This is a genomic window from Candidatus Palauibacter scopulicola (genome assembly GCF_947581915.1).
GTDB classification, from domain to species: domain Bacteria; phylum Gemmatimonadota; class Gemmatimonadetes; order Palauibacterales; family Palauibacteraceae; genus Palauibacter; species Palauibacter scopulicola.
Map to the genome: position 1 here is coordinate 1 of NZ_CANPWG010000023.1, position 16143 is coordinate 16143.

Genomic DNA, 16143 nt, shown 5'->3' on the forward strand with positions numbered 1-16143 from the left:
TACCACGCGGACACCACGCCCTACTGGATGGTCGCACTGTACGAGTACTGGCGGGCGAGCGGGGACGACGAACTGCTGCGCGAGCTGTGGCCGGCCTACCGGCGCGCGTGGGAATGGTGCCTCAGCGCCGAGACGGACGGGGACGGCCTCCTCGAAAACACGGTGGGCGGGCTCGCAGCGGTCGAGGTCGGGGGCCTCGGGGCCGCGCTCCACCAGGACATCTACCTGGCAGGGGTCTGGGTCGCGGCGCTCGAGGGCACCGAAGTGCTCGCCGGGCGCATGGGCGATGCCGGGATGGCGAACCGGGCGCGGGAGATGGCGCCCCGCGCGCGGAAAACGCTGAACGACGCGTACTGGCTTGAGGCGGCGGGACACCATGCCTTCGGGATCCTCGCCGATGGCGGCATCAACGACCACCTGACCGTGTGGCCGGCCACAGCGGCCGCGTTCGGCCTGTTCGACGGGGCGCGCGCGCGATCGACTCTGACCCGCCTCGCGGGCGATCGGATCTCGTCGGACTGGGGCGCCCACATGCTCTCGACGGAGAGCGAACTGTATCACCCGCTCCAGTACAACATGGGCACGGTGTGGCCCTTCGTGACGGCGTACGTGTCGTGGGCCCAGTACCGGTACCGGCGTCCCTGGGCCGGATTCCATCTCATCGACGCCGTGAAGCAGATGACCTTCGATTGGAGTCTCGGGCGGCACCCCGAGTTGCTCTCCGGCACGTTCTACCAGCCCCTCGACCAGACGGTCCCCCACCAGTTCTTCGCGACGTCGGCGTTGGTGACGCCGCTCCTGCGCGGCGTCATCGGCTGGGAACCCGATGCTCCGCGTGGCAGAGCTCGACTCGCCCCGCAACTCCCACCGGACTGGCCGGAGGTGGCGGTGAGGCGGCTCCGGGCCGGGGAGACGACGACCGATGTCGAAATCCTGCAACGGTGGACAGCGGAGGGCGGCGGGCGGCGCACGAGGCTTACGACCGCCGGACCGCCCCTGACCTTCGAGTTCGTGCCCGACGTGCCGGCGGGGGCCCGCAACGTGACGTACCGAGTGAACGGGGCCGCCACGGAGGTGTCGCCCGACGGAAGCGTGGACGTGACCGTCGGGGACGCGGCGTCGGCGGGGACCCGGGCGGAAGTCGTCGTCGCGTGGGAAGGCGGACTCGCGGTCGCCCCGCCCCGCATCGACCTCGAGCCCGGCCGGACGAGCGACGGACTGCGGATTCTGGAATTCGGCGCCGACTCCGTCGGGTGGCGGCTCTCCGTTGAAGGGACGGCGGGCCGCACCTACGAAGTCGCGTCCTTCGGCACCCCGGTGGAGTCCGCGGTCATGCAGGGCGAGGCACGGGTCTCGGATCGCGGCGTTGGCGTCATCGAGGTCGAGTTCGCCGAGGGAGAGGGGCGCGTCCAGGCGACCGTCCGCCTGACACCGGCCGGATAGCGGAGTCGGCTCGGAGCGTCAGACGGACAGTACCTCTGTCAGCGTGTCCGCCACTTCGTCGACCTGCGCTTCGGTGATCACGAGAGGCGGCAGCAGCCGGATGACCGTGGTGCCGGCCGGGAGCGCGAGGACGCCGCGCTCCGCGAGAGGCTCGAGGTAGGGGCGGCAGCGCTCGCGGAGTTCGATGCCGATCATGAGGCCGACCTGCCGCACGGCGCGCACGCGGGCCGGCCGTTGGCGGGAGAAGCGCTCGCTGAAGCGGGCGCCCAGCGCCTCGGCGCGCTCGTCGAGCCGCTCGTCCCGCATGAAGCGGATCGCGGCCAGGGCGGCGGCGCAGGCGAGCGGGTTGCCGCCGAAGGTCGTGCCGTGCCGCCCGGGCGGCGGCTGCAACCGTTCCTGCGCCAGGACCGCCCCCAGCGGAACGCCGCCCGCGATCGCTTTGGCAAGGCAGAGGACATCCGGCGCGACGCCGTAGCGATCGCCGGCGAACATGCGGCCGGTGCGGCAGAAGCCCGTCTGGATCTCGTCGAACACCAGCACCGCACCGGCCTCGTCGCAGATGCGGCGCGCCGCCTGCAAGTAGTCCGGGCTGGCCGGCCGCACGCCTCCCTCGCCCTGCACCGGCTCGACGATCACCGCCGCCGTGTCCTCGCCCACGGCCGCGCGCAGCTTCTCGACGTGGTTGAAGGGCACGAACGAGAACCCCGGCACGAGCGGCCCGAACGGCTCCCGGTACTCCTTCTTGTGCGTCGCGCTCAGCGCTCCGAGCGTCCGCCCGTGGAAGCCGCGCATCGCGGACACGACGCCCGCCCTTCCCGTCGCGAGCCGCGCGAACTTGATCGCGGCCTCCACCGCCTCCGCCCCGGAGTTGCAGAGGAAGGCGCCCGTGAGCCCCGCCGGCGCGATGGAAACGAGTTCGGCCAGCAACCGCGCGCGGACGTCGTTATAGAAGATCCCGGGACAGGAGACGAGCACGCGCGCCTGCTCCGCCACCGCCTCGGCCACCTCGGGGTTCGCGTGGCCGATGCTCGCCACGCCGATGCCGCCCACACAATCGATGTAGCGCCGGTCCTCGTCGTCCCACACGCACGCGCCCTCACCCCGCACGATGGTGATGTCCCGCTTGGGGAAGACCTCGAGGGCGTACTTCCGCTCCAGTTCGCTCGACTTCATCCGATCACCGTGCCCCGTCCGGCCAGCGCGTCCGTGACCGGCCGTTCGATGCGCCCGTCCGCAATCACGACCCGGGTCGTGCCGGACTCCACGAGTCTCCGCAGGGCGAGCAGCTTCCGCTTCATGCGCCCGCGCGCCTCGCTTTCGCGACGCGCCAGTTCCGCGCGCGCGACACGTGCGACGACCGACGCCGGATCGTCAGGGTCGTCCAGGAAACCGGGCGCCTCGATCAACTGGATCACGCACTCCGCTCCCAGTTCGGCGCTGAGCAGGGTCACGACGTCATCGTTCTCCGAGTTGATCGCCACGTTGTGCTCGTCGATCAGCGGCACCGTCACCACGGGCGTGAAGCCGCCGTCGAGGAGCAACCCCAGCAGTTTGCGGTTCACCTCCGCCGGCTTCCCGGACAGGTCCCGCTTGATCAGCGTCTTGCCGCCCTCTCGCACCCGGATCCCCCGGTTGCGGCGTCCGCGCACGAGCGCGCCGTCGAGCCCGGTGAGCCCGACCGCGTTCACGCCGTGACCCTGCAGCAGTTCGACGATGCGCTTGTTGCGCACGCCGGCGTAGGCCATGAGCATCACGTCGATCAGGTCGCGGTCGGACTGCACGCTCTCGTGTCCTGACACCGACGTGAGGACGCGTTTCTCGACCCCGAGCCGTCGGGCAAGGGAATCGCGCAGCGCGTTTGCGCCGTGCACGATGACGAACGGACCGGAAAGGCCCGCGAGGTCGCGGGCGATCGCGTCCAGGTTGATGGACTCTCCACCGCCGATCTTGACGATGAGCAGCCCATCGGACTCGCCCCGCATCGGTTCCGGCATGGATCAGAGCGTCCCGATGGCGCCATTCGCGACCGGCGTCCACGCCCACCGGCCGTCCGACGCCGGCTGCGAATCCGGATAGGGCGCCGAGCACAGGATCCGCACGTCGCCCCGGCGGGCGGCGTGCAACCGGAAGTAGTCCGGGTCCTCGCTGAACCGGGTCGCGTAGTGCACCCGCCGCGCCGAGTCGGCGACGATCAGGTTCATCGCCCGCACGTAACGGGTGCGCTTTTCGATGGCGTCGAGTCCCCGCTCCAGCGCGAGGCCCATGTCTCCGTCGCCGAAGCGCTTGACGAAGTTGAGCACTTTCTCCGCGCCGATCCGCCCCCGCTCCTTGATGCGGACGCCGTGCAGTTCTCCGTTGAAGATGAAGGCGTGTTCCCCGTCGAAGAACGGCATGTTGTTCTCCACCCGAATCCCTTCCCCGCGATAGGCGCTCCTCGCGTGGGCGAGCAGCAGCGTCGTCCGCCCGGACGGCGCCGCGGCGTCCTCCCACACCGGCGAGATGTCGCGGTAGACGCGCCACCCGTCGGCATCGATCCACGCGCATCCCCATCCGTCGCCCTGGTACTCGCGGCTCTCCCGGGCGATCCGCGCGAAGGCGGCGAGGTGCGGCGCCATGTCGAAGGGCTCATCGCTGCGGACGCAGAGGATGCGGCACACGATTCGGCTCCGCGGGTCGCGGTCAGGCCGGGTGCAGCCCGGGGAACTCGAGCCCCCGCGACTCCGGCAACCCGTGCATCACGTTGAACGCCTGTACCGCCTGTCCCGCCGCTCCCTTCATGAGGTTGTCGATCGCGCTCAGGACCACGACCCGGTTCGAGAGAGAATCGCGCTCGAAACCCACGTCACAGAAGTTCGCGCCCGCCAGGAGGTTGGGGTCGGGATAGCGGTGGATGCCGCTCCGCTCCTTGACGATGCGCACGAACGGTTCGTCGGCGTACGCGCTCCGGTAGATCTTCCACAGCGCCTTCTCGTCGAGCTCCCGGTTCAGGAATACGTGACAGGTGGCGAGGACGCCGCGCACCATCTCGACCGCCGTCGCGGAGAAATGCACCTCGCCACCGAGGACCGTGCGGATCTCGGCCGCGTGGCGGTGGCCGGTCGGCCGGTACGACCGCATCGCGCCGCTGCGTTCCGGGTGGTGGCTGCCCTCGCTGGCGCGGTTGCCGGCCTCGCTCGATCCCACCTTCACCTCGATCACCGCCGAGTCCGCGACCCCCTCCCGGTACAGCGGAAGGAGACCCAGGATGGAGGCCGTCGCGTTGCAGCCCGCGCACGCGACGAGGTCCGCGGCCGCCAGGGCCTCGCGGTTCACTTCCGCGATCCCGTACACGAACGATCCCAGGAGTTCCGGCCGGGGATGCGGCCGGCCGTAGAAGCGCTCGTAGTCCGCGCCATCCGGGAGCCGGAAGTCCGCCCCCAGATCGACGATCCGCCCCGCCAGCGACCGAAACTCGTCGATGCGGCGGGATGACTCCCCGTGCGGGAGACAGAGGAAGAGCACGTCGCACTCCGACAGCTCGTCGAGCGCGCAGAAGCGCAACCGCGTGACGCCGCGCAGGTTGGGGTGGACCCGGTGCGCGAACCGTCCCGCGAAGCGCTCCGACGTGATCTGCCCCACCTCGACGTCGGGGTGGCCGAGCAGGAGCCGCAGCAGTTCCCCGCCGGCGTAGCCCGAGCCGCCCGCGATCGACGCGCGGATCATCGGTCCCCCGCCCGCTCCGGCGAGACGACGTACGACACGATCCGCTCCGGAATGTTCACGCCCGTCGCCTCGATGCTGTTTCTGAACTCCATCGTGTAGTTCACTTCGTTCACGAGCAGTCCGCCGTCGCTCTCGAACAGATCCACCGCCACCACGCCCCCGCCCACGGCCTCCGCCGCGCGCAGGGACAGCTCCCCGATCTCGCTCGTCACCGGACAGTTCGAGGCGGTTCCGCCGCGGGCCGTATTCGTGATCCAGTGCCCGGACGAACGGTAGATGGCGGCCACGCAGTCCTCACCCACGACGAACGCGCGGATGTCGCGCCCGCCCTTCTCCACGTACTTCTGCACGAAGAAGATCGAGTGGTGATAGCTGCCCAGGATCGCCTTGTGTTCGAGGACCGTCTCTGCCGCGTGCCGGTCGTTGATCCTCGACAGCAGGCGGCCCCATGAGCCGACCGCGGGTTTCAGGACGACGGGATAGCCGAGTTCCTCGATCGCCTCGAGCGCGGAGGCCTCGGTGAACGCGACCCTGGCTTCGGGCTGCGGCACCCCGCATTCCCGAAGCGACGCCGCCGTGAGGATCTTGTCTCCGCAGCGGCGCGACACCTCGTAGCGGTTGACGCAATCGAGCCCGCCCCCCTCGAACAGCCGCAGCGCGTGCATGGCCCTCGAATGGTTGATGCAGCGCTCGAGCACGATGTCGACGTCCGGCACCGTCCAGAAGTCGAACGCGAGCTTGCGGTCGTCCAGAAACACCAGTTCCACATCGCTGCGCCCGCGCAACTCCGCGATCAGCAGCTTCTCGTCCTTTCGGATGAGGGAATGCAGAAAGCCGACCCTCATTCGCCCCAGTCCTCCTCGGCGTCCGGCGCCTCACCGAGCGTGATGGGGTCGAGCGCGAGGATCTCGAGTTCTACCCCGCACTCCTCGCATTCGAGCAACTCGCCCTCGACGGGGTCGTCGGAGATCATCGGTTCCGCGTCGCATACGGGACATTCCGGCATGGCGTCCATCCTCAATTTGGGTTCTCCGCGCAGGGTTCCTTCGCGCAGGGTTCTTCGTTCGGAGAGACCTGAGTACCGTCAATCGGCCGCCGGGTTCCGGAAGGGAAGCCACAGCAGCAGGAAGAGTCCGATGGCCAGAGGTTCGAGGAGCGGAATGTACCATGGCCAGCCGGGGAAATAATCGAGGATCGTGGGCACCGGCGGCTTGTCGATCAGGTAGAGATAGTTCGCCCCGAGGAGCCGGTTTACCGGAAAGACGACGGCCGCGTACAGGTTGAGCAGTCCAAAGGCGATCCACGGGTCGCGCGCCGTCGGCCGATAGCCTTCGACCATCACTGCCCACACGCCGGCAATGACGACGGCCCCGTGCGACCCCGCCGACTCGAAGAAGGTGAAGTGCACGGCGCCGAACTCGGCATCCGGGGTCAGGAGGGCCTGCACCGCGCCTGCCACTCCGAGGAAGTACATGAGGCGGAGGGCCCGCGGATGCCGGGCCCACAGCCCGAAGACGGTGACCCACGCCATGATGGCGCAAAGGTGCAGCGGTATGTCGTTCTGCACCGCCCAGAGCCCCATCGCGGCCTTCCAGACGTGCCTCCCAAGGAGGAGGAAGAGAATCGCGAGGCACAGCGCCATGCGGAGGCGGCGGCGACCCCGCTCATCGGTCGCCAGACCGGCGCGTATCAGGCAGATGCCGACCGCCGCCAAGGCGCCGATCGTCGCAAGATGGACCGGGCCGAAGAGGTCGAACGGCACCCGTACCGTCCCGAAAAACCCGCTCATGTCAGGCTGTCGCGCCGCGCCGTCCGACCGGGTGCGTCACGGGTTCACGCATCCGCGTCCGCGAGGGAGGAGGTGGGGATCTCCGGACCCTCGACCCGCTGCCCATCCTGCAGCGTCACGTACGCCTCCATGGCGTAGTACGCCGGCAGGCCCAGCGCCGCCAGCCGGTTGGCGGTATCCCGGTTTCGCTCGACGACGCGCTGCCAGAATTCGCGCGGATCCGGTCCGGGGAAGGGTGCCGAATCCTTCTGCGACTCGTGCCGGAAGATCGCCTGGACCTTGCCGCGGAGTTCGGCTTCGGAAAGCGGCACGAAGACGGTCGCTTCGTCCAGATCCCACTCCTGCCACGCCCCGCGGTAAAGCCAGAGCCACGGCGGATCGCCGCTGTAGGCGGCGAGCGCCGCCTCGACCGTTTCGAGGCACATGCGGTGCGTGCCGTGCGGGTCGGAGAGGTCCCCGGCGGCGAACACGATCATCGGTCGCACCTCCTCCAGCAGTTGCGCGACGATCTCCACGTCCTCCGACGTGATCGGGTTCTTTCTCACCGCTCCCGTCTGATAGAACGGCTGATTCAGGAAGCGGGCGCGGTCGGCGGAGAGCCCCAGCGATTCGATGGCGGCCGTGGCCTCGGTCTCGCGGATGATCCGCTTGAGCTGCTGAACCACGCCGGGATCGATGTCGCCCGGCTCCTTGCCGGCGAGCCGGTCTTCGAGCGACCGCAGCACCCCCTCGAGGCTGGAGGCGTCGCCAAGGTCGATGATGCCCGCCGCCCTCCGCAGGAAATCCAGGTACCGGCGCACCTCGTGGTCGAAGACGGCGATGTTCCCTGAAGTCTGATATGCCACGGTGATGCGGTTGCCGTTCTCGACCAGCTTGCGCAGCAGTCCCCCCATCGAGATCACGTCGTCGTCCGGGTGAGGCGAGAAGACGACGATGTCCTGGCCGCGCGGCAGCCGGCTCTTCCCCCGGATCCTGGAGATGAGTGCGTTGAAGACCTGCCCGTTGATCGGCCCGGCCGAGCCGTGCCGGGAGGTGAGCGGCGCGAGGTGGTGCGCGCGATAGTCGTCGGTCCCGAGGTGCAGGATCGACTTGTCGGTGCGTTCGCTCAGCCAGACGACGGCCGCGGTCTCGCGCTCCGGCGTCCACTCGACATCGCCCACGAGCCACGGCGTGCGGACGCGGGTGAGATCGGAGGAGGCGGCCGGATCGAGATAGACCGTCGCGGCGGCGTGTTGCTGGAGGAAGGTCGCGGCGACGTCCGCGTGAACCTCCCCCTCGACGGCTCGACGCACGATCTCGGCCTTGTGCTCTCCCGTCGCGAGGAGGACGACTTCCCGCGCCTCGAGGATCGTGGCCACGCCCATCGTGATCGCCTGCGGGGGCACGTTCTCCTCGCCGAAGAAATCGGACGCGGCGTCGCTCCGGGTGACGGTGTCCAGGTAGAGCCGCCGGGTGCGGGAGTCGCGCTCGGACCCCGGCTCGTTGAAGCCGATGTGGCCGCTGCGCCCGATCCCGAGAATCTGGAAGTCGATGCCGCCCGCCTCCCGGATTCGGCGCTCGTACTCGGCGCAGTGTGCCTCGACCTCCGCTTCCGGCACGTCGCCGCGCGGAATGTGGCAGTGCGCCGGGGCGATGTTCACATGGTCGAACAGGTACTCCCGCATGTAGCGGTGATAGCTGTGGAAGCTGCCGGGCCGCATCGGGAAGTACTCGTCGAGGTTGAAGGCGATCGCGTTGGAGAAGTCGAGCCCTTCGTCCCGGTGCAGGCGGATGAGTTCGCGGTAGACGCCGACGGGCGTGGCGCCGGTCGCGAGGCCGAGAACGGCGGGGCGCCCGTTCTCGGCCCTCTTCCGCAGGAGAGCCGCGATCCGCCCGGCGACCTCGGCGGCGATGCTGTCGTGGTCCGGCATGATCCGGACGGGCACGCGCTCCCTGCGCGCGTGCGCGGCGGTGCTCATCCGGTCATCCGCCGGCCGCGGCTTCTCCACACTAGGGGACCTTCTGCTCCGGGAGCAGCACGAACCGGGCATACCGGTCGGTGCGGAGGTAGCGGACGGCGGCTTCCCGCACCTGCTCCGCGGTCCAGCTTTCGATCCCCTCGAAGCTCGGGATGTCGCTCAGGTCCCAGCCTCCGCGCTCGAAACTCGCCAACTGGTTCAGCCAGTACCGGTTCTCGCGCAGGCTCGTCTCCAGCCCCCGCCGCTGCGTCTCGCGGACCTTCCCCACCGTCTCCGCGTCCGGCCCCTCCGTCCTCAGCCGCTCGATCTCCTCGAAGACCACGGAGGAGAGTTCCTCGGCGCGCTCGGGTGCCGAACCGAACCCGATGGTCACGCTGTATTCCTCGTCGGGCCGGTAGGTGAGCCGGCCGTTCACCCCCACGCTGTACGTCCCGCCCAGGTCTTCGCGCAGCAGCTCGCGCAGCCGGATCTGGAGAACTTCCGCCATGGCGTAGATCGCGCCCGCCTCTTCGCGCGAGTATTCGGCGTCTCCGGCGAAGATGATCTGTGTGCGGCTCTGCGGCTCCAGCCCCTTGTACACGACGGTTTCGATCACGCCCGCGGGAGGATCGATGCCGTGATCCACCCAGTTCTCCACCCGCTCGAGATTGGGGAGCGCACCGAGATACCGTTCCACGAGGGGGCGGATCGTCGCGAGATCGAAGGCGCCCGCAAAGTAGAACGTGAAGTCGCTGGCGTCCGCGAACCGCTCACGGAAGACTTCGTAGCCCGCGTCGAGGTCGGCCTCCTGGAGGATCTCCATGAGTTGGCTCATCCGCGGGACCCGCGGATGTCCCTGGGACATGGTGGCCGAGATGGTGTCGGAGAACACGAGGTTGGGATTGGCCAGGATGTTCGCGAGCACCCCCGTCTGCTGGGCCTTGAGCGCCTCGAACATGGTCTCATCCCTGCGGGGCGCGGAGAAGTACAGGTAGATGAGCTGAAACGCCGTCTCGACATCCTGCGGGGACGACGACCCTCCGATCCCTTCCGAGAGCGACCCCAGCGACGGAGAGACCCGAACGGCCTTGCCGGTGAGCTTCTTCCCGAGCTCGGTCTGATCGAACTCCCCCACTCCCGACTGGGCGATGACGTTGAGGGCGAACGACGTCTTCCGCATCAGGTCGTCGGAAAGCAGCGACGTGCCACCGGGGCTCGTCGCGGAGAAGAGAATCTCGTCGTCCTTGAAGTCGGTGGGCTTGAGGACGACGCGCACGCCGTTCTCCAGAGTCCAGATGGAGACGCCCACATCCTCGAGCGTCTCCTCCGAGACGACCGGCGCGCCCTCGGGGACGACGGGGAGGAGGGGAGCATCGGCCGCCGCGTCCTCGTACGCTTCGATCTCCGCACCCGACACCGACGCGAAGACGCCGACCAGATCCTCCTCCGCAGGGGTCTCGAGACCTTCCTTCTCGGGCGCGTTGACCAGGATGATGCGCCCTTCCTCCGCCAGCCACGCCTGGGCGACGGCGTTGGTCTCGGCGAGCGTGATCCCGGGCAGCAGGGCGTCCACGAGCGCCATCTGCGCCTCGATGGACGGGTACGGACTGTCCTGAAGAAACGCCTGCAGGTAGCGGTTCGCGAGCACGATCGACTCCTGGTTCTCGCGCTCCGCGAGTCGCCGCTCGTAGGCCCGTCTCACGTCCGTCTTCTGCCGCTCCAGTTCCGTCCCGGTGAAGCCGTGGCGCACGACGCGCTCCGCCTCCATCAGCAGCGCCTCGAGCCCGCGCTCGATCCCGCCATCCCCGACCACCGCCGCGAGCTGGTAGGCATCCACTCCACGGGCGAACCGGCCCTGTCCCGAGAACCCCACCAGGAACGGCGGATCGGCCTGCAGCCGGAGTTCATCGAGGCGGGCGTTCAGCATGCCCGAGTAGAGACCCTCGACGAGGCCGCGGCGAAAGTCGGCGACGGTACCTCGCGGGGCCGGCGGCTGCTTGTACAACACGCCGACCTGGCTCTGCATGGCTTCCGTGTCGGTCGCAATCGCCACGCGGGGCGGATGGTCGACGGGGATGTCGGCGAAGACCCGCGGACGGGGCTCCGCCGGTCCGGTCAGCCCGGCGAATTGCTCGCGGATTGTCGACTCGATCTCCCCGCCGTCGAAATCGCCGACGGCGATGATCGCCATCAGATCCGGCCGATACCAGTCCTCGTAGAAGTCGCGCAGCCGCTCGGCGGGTGCGGTCTCGAGGATCTCCGTCTTCCCGATCGGGAGTCGCTCCGCGTAGAGCGACCCCTCGAACATGACCGGGAACTGCCGGTCCTGCATCCGCGCCTGGGCGCCTCGGCGTCCGCGCCATTCCTCGATGACGACGCCGCGCTCCTTGTCGACCTCCTCCGGATCGAAGCGCACGCCCTGGGCCCAGTCCTCGAGGATCTGGAACGCGGTGGCCAGCACCTCCGGGTCGTCCATCGGCACCTGGAGCATGTAGACCGTCTCATCGAAGCTGGTGTACGCGTTGACGTCGGGTCCGAACTGCATCCCGATCGACTCGAGATAGTCGACGAGCGCCTGCTTCTCGAAGTTCTCCGTGCCGTTGAACGCCATGTGCTCGACGAAATGCGCGAGCCCGAGCTGGTCCTCGTCCTCGAGGATGGAGCCGGCGTTCACGACGAGACGCAATTCCGCGCGGTTCTCCGGCTGATCGTTTTCGCGCACGAAATAGCGCAGGCCGTTGTCCAGCGTTCCGGTTATGACGGCCGGGTCGGGCGGGATCGGATCCGTCGGGGCCGGGGTCTGCGCGGCGGCTCCGGAAGCGGAGAGGGACGCGAAAAGGACGACGGCGGTCGAGACGGAAGCGACGCCGGACAAGCGGGACATCTTCATCGATAGCTCTCGGCAGAGGGAGTGGACTTCAGTGTGGAAGCCGCCAAGATAGCCGAGCTTCCCCGGGGACGCATATAGTAGACGCCCAGGTAAGGGAAGGGGAGGAACGCGTGGTGCTCAACCTGAGTTCGACATGAAATGGCGCGGTGTCTTCACGCTGGCGAAAGTCGTCGCCTGCATCCTTGCGACGGTCGCCGTCATTGCGGCGCTCGCCTGGTCGCAGGTCCAGCCCTCCACTTCGACCGTGATTGACGAGATGGCCGGTGTCGGGACGGCGTCGGGCGCCCGTGCGGGCGGAGCGGACTGGACTGAGGAGGATTGGGCGATCTTCGAGGAGAAGGTCCGGTTCGCGGCGGAGCGCGGACTCGCCGACATGGAGCCGGGCGAGGCCGTCGTGCGGCTCGCGGAGACCTTCGTCGGCACGACGTACGAACCCGGCACGCTCGAAGTCATGGGACCCGAGCGCCTCGTGATCAACTTCCGCGAACTGGACTGCGTGACCCTGGTCGAGACCGTCCTCGCCCTGACGCGTTTCGTTCGCGATCAGGGCGAGGAAGCCCTCGCCGATCCGCCCGCGGCGCGGGCCGCCTACGAGTCACACCTCACGGCACTCCGGTATCGGGGAGGCCGCCTCGACGGGTACGCGAGCCGCCTCCACTACTTCTCGGAGTGGCTGACGGACAACGAGGCCAAGGGGCTCGTGCGGATCACGACCGGCGCACTCGACCCCGCCGTCGATCCGGAGCCGGTGCGCTTCATGTCGGAGCATCCGGACTCGTACTGGCAACTGGCCGACCCGGACGTCCGCGAAGAGATCGCCGTCATGGAAGCGCGGCTCGGCGAGGAGCCGAACCGGCAGTACGTGCCGCAAGACCGAATCGCCGACGTGGCGGATCGGATCCGCAACGGCGACGTGATCGCGGCCACGTCGACCGTTGAAGGGCTGGACGTCGCCCACACCGGATTCGCCGTATGGCGCGACGGGGCGCTTCACCTCCTTCACGCCCCCCTTGTGGGCAGGTCCGTGGAGATCTCGGAACGCCCCCTTCCGGAGCGGATCCTCTCCATCGACTCCCAGGACGGCATCATGGTCGCGCGCCCCGTCGAGCCGCGCCGATAGTCCGCGGCCCCGCCATGATGGCCGGGGCCGCCCCGCATATCCGCTAGTTGATCGTGTAGGTCATCCCGGCCTTGATGCGCCGCCCCTTCGGGTCGTGCGTGAGGCCGTCGTAGGCCCCTTCCTGATTGACCAGCGGCGGCGCCGTATCGAACAGGTTGAAGCCCGTCACGAAGGCGTCGATGTTGTTCGTCAGCCTCATCATCAGCGTCACATCGAAGGTGCCGAAGGCGTCGATAACGCGGTGCGGGTAGGTCGGGTCGCCCGCGTTGAGGTCGTCTTCGTAGGAGGAGATGTAGTTGACGTTGCCGATGGCCGAGTAGCGCTCGCCGTGGTATCCGACCGATGCCGACCACTTCCACCGGGGCAGCGGCCAGGCGAGCGGATTGAAGCGGTTGAGCTTCCCTGCTCCCTCCGTCGCCCCCACCAGCTCCACATTGTTGATCTGGAGCGCCTTGATGTCGTAGGTGCGCGTGTAGGTGCCGTCGATGCCGACCGACAGCTCGCCGTTTCCGAGCGTGCGGCGCGTGGACAGGCTCCAGTCGAAGCCCGAGGTCTGCATGCCCGGCCAGTTGATGAGGTCGATCCGGATGCGTTCGATGAGGGCCGCATCGCACGTGCCCGTGTTCCAGTCGTCCGGGCACTTCACGAACTCCTGCACGGCGGCGCGGCTCGCCCCGCCCTCGTGATAGAGGCGCGTGATGCTCGAATGCGGAATCACGTTGATCACGTCCCTGAAGTCGTACGTCCAGTAGTCGAACGTCGCCTGCAGGCGGCTCGGGAAGTGGAAGAAGATGAGCCCGGCGTTGCCGGTCACGGCCCGTTCCGGCTCGAGGTCCGGGTTTCCGAACGTGTCCACCGCCTTGTAGACGTCGACTTCCTGCACGTACTCGAGCGCCGTGATCTGATCCGTGTTCACGTCGTCCACGGACGGGACGCGGAAGGTCGATTGCAGCGACCCGCGCAGAGACAGTTGGTGGTCGGGCGATTCGCTCAGCTTCAACCGAAGGGACAGCTTCGGGTCGAAGCTGCTCGCGACATCGTGGAACTCGTAGTTGGCGGCCACCTGCACATCGAGCCGGTCCCCGAAGCTGAGCGGAATCTCGCCGTAGATGCGGTGCACGGTCTGATCGTCTTCATACGGGAAATACCCGGTGGTGAAGGTGAACGGCCCCGCCTTTTCGAGGCAGGTCCGGTCCCCCGGCACCTGGCAGGGGTTGATCGCCTGATTGCCCGGGTCGTTGGGGGTCCCCGTCACGTCGAAGCGGCGGAACTGGTAGCCGAGGGCGTAACCGAGCGCTTCCGTGAACTGGCCCGTGAGCGTGGCCTCGGCCACGAACAGGTCGGCCGTGTTGAAGAGATCGACTTCCTCGTTGATCCAGTCGATGAGTTCCGCGGAGTTGGCCCCGCCGGTCACGTAGGCCGGGTTGTCGGCGTTTGTGTACCGCGTCCCCGGCTGCTCGGCGCGCTGGAGCGCGTTGCTGAACGGGTTGTAGAACATGCAGTCACCCTGACCGGACACGGCCCCGCCCGTCGGGCCGAGCGACATGCCGGAGGGCGAGGTCGGGTCCACGACCACGTCGACGCCGCAGTTCGGGCCTCCGAAGCCGCGGAAGGCGAGGTGTTTCCGGTAGGCGTACTCGGCGGGCTGGTTCACGTTGCCCGTCGCCCGCGAGTAGCTGACCGAGATGTCGAGGTGGCCGTCGGTCGCCTCGAAGTACCGGTCCAGCGAGGCCGCGATCCTCTGGGTGCGGGACGATCGGTGCAGCGTGCGGCCGGGGCCGCTGTTCCCCACCAGTCGCCCGTAGAAGTACCAGTCGTTCTCCAGGCAGTCGGCGGCGGAAGCGAATCCGGCGTGGGCCGCGTTGGCGGCGCAGAACGCCTGACGCCCGGGATTCGCCGACGGCACGATCTGGTTCCCGTCGTACAGCGAGATCGGCGGGAACGAGGGCGTCGTGAGCCAGTTGGGGATCGCGGCCTCCGACCACAGGCCCTCGAGGTGGAGCGTCGTGCCCGTCCCCAGTTCGGTGTTGAGTTCGCCGAAGGCGCGCACGTGGGTCTGGGCATCGACCAGGTTGTCGTACGGCTGATAGCGGAAGCGGCAGGTGACGCCTTCGTCCACGCCGCCGAAGTTCTCGCAGTCCGGGTCGACGAAGAGACTGGGGCTGGCGCCGAACTGCGAATCGATGAGTGCGCTCACGAACTCGCCGGGGGCTTCGTTTCCGGTCAGCGTGGGCATGAGGAACGCGCCGGGGTTCCCGTAGTAGGACCAGCCGCCCCCGCCGGGCCCCGGATAGGGCCGCAGCCCCCAGTCGCGCTCCTGCGGCATGAGTTCCCGCCGCGTCGCCCACTCGGCGGAGAGGACCAGGTTCGTGGATCCCCCCAGGTTGCCGCCCCAGATCGCGGCCGCGTTCGAGTCGCCGGCCCCGCTGAAGTAGTCGTGCGCCGCGGTGACCTCGAAGCCCTCGAAGTCCCGCCGCGTGACGAAGTTCGCCACGCCGGCCACCGCGTCGGAGCCGTAGATCGCCGAGGCGCCCTCCTTCAGCACCTCGATGCGGTCGAGCGCGATGGACGGAAAGGCGTTCACGTCCACGAACCGCCCGCCGGGGAGTCGGGAAGGCGTGTAGACCTGGCGGCGGCCGTTGAGCAGGACGAGCGTCCGTGAAGCTCCGAGGCCCCGCAGGTTGACGCTGGCCACGCTCTCGGGAATCAGCGCCCCGCTGCGGTTGTACCAGCTGTTGCGTTCCCCGAGGGAACCGTGGTTCGCCCCCAGCCGCTTGAAGAAATCCACCACCAGCGGCGAACCCTCTTCCTGCAGCGTTTCGCGGCTCGTGACGTCGACCGCATAGGGGAGGTTGATGGGTGGCGCCTCGAAGTTCGAGCCCGTCACCACCGCCGTCAGTTCCGCGAGCGTCACGGTCCGCAGGGAGACGAGTTCCACGTCGACCACGGTCCGCTCACCCGCCGTCACCTCGACGCCCGTCCGCGTCTCGATCGCGAAACCGGGATAGACGAACCGCAGCGAATAGCTCCCGGGCGGGAGTCCCGTCACGTCATAGACCCCCTGCCCGGAGGTGAGCGCCGTGCGCGTCTCGCCGCCGAGCGCCGGTCCGGTCGCCGTCACGCTCACCGTGGGCAGGGCGAGACCGTCCTCGCCCGTGACCGTCCCGCCGATGGCTCCTTCCTGCGCGACCGCGGCCGATGGCCACGCGAGCGCGACCGCCGCGACAGCGCGCGTTCCGAGTCTTCTGAACATGGGTTTGCC

The 16143-nt window shown here is 68.6% G+C and carries 12 protein-coding genes; 2 read left to right on the forward strand and 10 right to left on the reverse strand.

The annotated features are described in order from the left end of the window. Positions 1-1443 (forward strand): GH116 family glycosyl hydrolase (locus RN743_RS04920; protein ID WP_310776931.1); only part of this gene is annotated, 1443 nt, incomplete at its 5' end. A gap of 18 nt (positions 1444-1461) precedes the next feature. On the opposite strand, the gene RN743_RS04925 is transcribed toward RN743_RS04920, so the two are convergent. The 9 genes from RN743_RS04925 to RN743_RS04965 form a co-directional block, all read right to left on the reverse strand. Next, the gene (locus tag RN743_RS04925; RefSeq protein WP_310776935.1) at positions 1462-2616 is read right to left on the reverse strand and encodes an acetylornithine/succinylornithine family transaminase; all 1155 of its coding nucleotides are present in this window, start codon (positions 2614-2616) and stop codon (positions 1462-1464) included. Then, complete coding sequence (locus RN743_RS04930) at positions 2613-3437, reverse strand: [LysW]-aminoadipate kinase (RefSeq protein WP_310776938.1); 825 nt, start codon at positions 3435-3437, stop codon at positions 2613-2615. Before RN743_RS04930 ends, RN743_RS04925 begins: the two co-directional genes overlap by 4 nt. A gap of 3 nt (positions 3438-3440) precedes the next feature. After that, positions 3441-4100, reverse strand: coding sequence for a class II glutamine amidotransferase (locus RN743_RS04935; RefSeq protein ID WP_310776941.1), 660 nt, complete (start codon positions 4098-4100; stop codon positions 3441-3443). 22 nt (positions 4101-4122) lie between these two features. Next, a complete protein-coding gene (gene argC / locus RN743_RS04940) occupies positions 4123-5145 on the reverse strand; it encodes an N-acetyl-gamma-glutamyl-phosphate reductase (protein WP_310776943.1) in 1023 nt (340 codons plus the stop codon). Beyond that, positions 5142-5990 (reverse strand): lysine biosynthesis protein LysX, encoded by an 849-nt coding sequence (gene lysX, locus RN743_RS04945; RefSeq protein WP_310776945.1) that lies wholly within the window; start codon positions 5988-5990, stop codon positions 5142-5144. The genes argC and lysX overlap by 4 nt, the downstream gene beginning before the upstream one ends. Continuing rightward, positions 5987-6151 carry a hypothetical protein gene (locus RN743_RS04950; RefSeq protein WP_310776947.1) on the reverse strand — a complete coding sequence of 55 codons (165 nt, stop codon included), beginning with the start codon at positions 6149-6151 and terminating at the stop codon, positions 5987-5989. The genes lysX and RN743_RS04950 overlap by 4 nt, the downstream gene beginning before the upstream one ends. A gap of 78 nt (positions 6152-6229) precedes the next feature. After that, complete coding sequence (locus RN743_RS04955) at positions 6230-6934, reverse strand: TIGR02206 family membrane protein (protein ID WP_310776949.1); 705 nt, start codon at positions 6932-6934, stop codon at positions 6230-6232. A 44-nt stretch (positions 6935-6978) separates the two neighbouring features. Further along, on the reverse strand, positions 6979-8892 hold the full coding sequence (gene nagB, locus RN743_RS04960; RefSeq protein ID WP_310776951.1) for a glucosamine-6-phosphate deaminase: 1914 nt from the start codon (positions 8890-8892) through the stop codon (positions 6979-6981). A gap of 31 nt (positions 8893-8923) precedes the next feature. Then, entirely contained in the window at positions 8924-11761 is a 2838-nt protein-coding gene (locus RN743_RS04965; RefSeq protein ID WP_310776954.1) for an insulinase family protein, read from the reverse strand. A gap of 133 nt (positions 11762-11894) precedes the next feature. Between RN743_RS04965 and RN743_RS04970 the strand changes: the two genes are divergently transcribed. After that, positions 11895-12881, forward strand: coding sequence for an N-acetylmuramoyl-L-alanine amidase-like domain-containing protein (locus RN743_RS04970; protein ID WP_310776957.1), 987 nt, complete (start codon positions 11895-11897; stop codon positions 12879-12881). A gap of 43 nt (positions 12882-12924) precedes the next feature. Here the strand turns inward: RN743_RS04970 and RN743_RS04975 are convergent, their stop codons facing one another. Further along, positions 12925-16134 (reverse strand): TonB-dependent receptor, encoded by a 3210-nt coding sequence (locus RN743_RS04975; RefSeq protein ID WP_310776960.1) that lies wholly within the window; start codon positions 16132-16134, stop codon positions 12925-12927. Between the last annotated feature and the right edge of the window lie 9 nt (positions 16135-16143).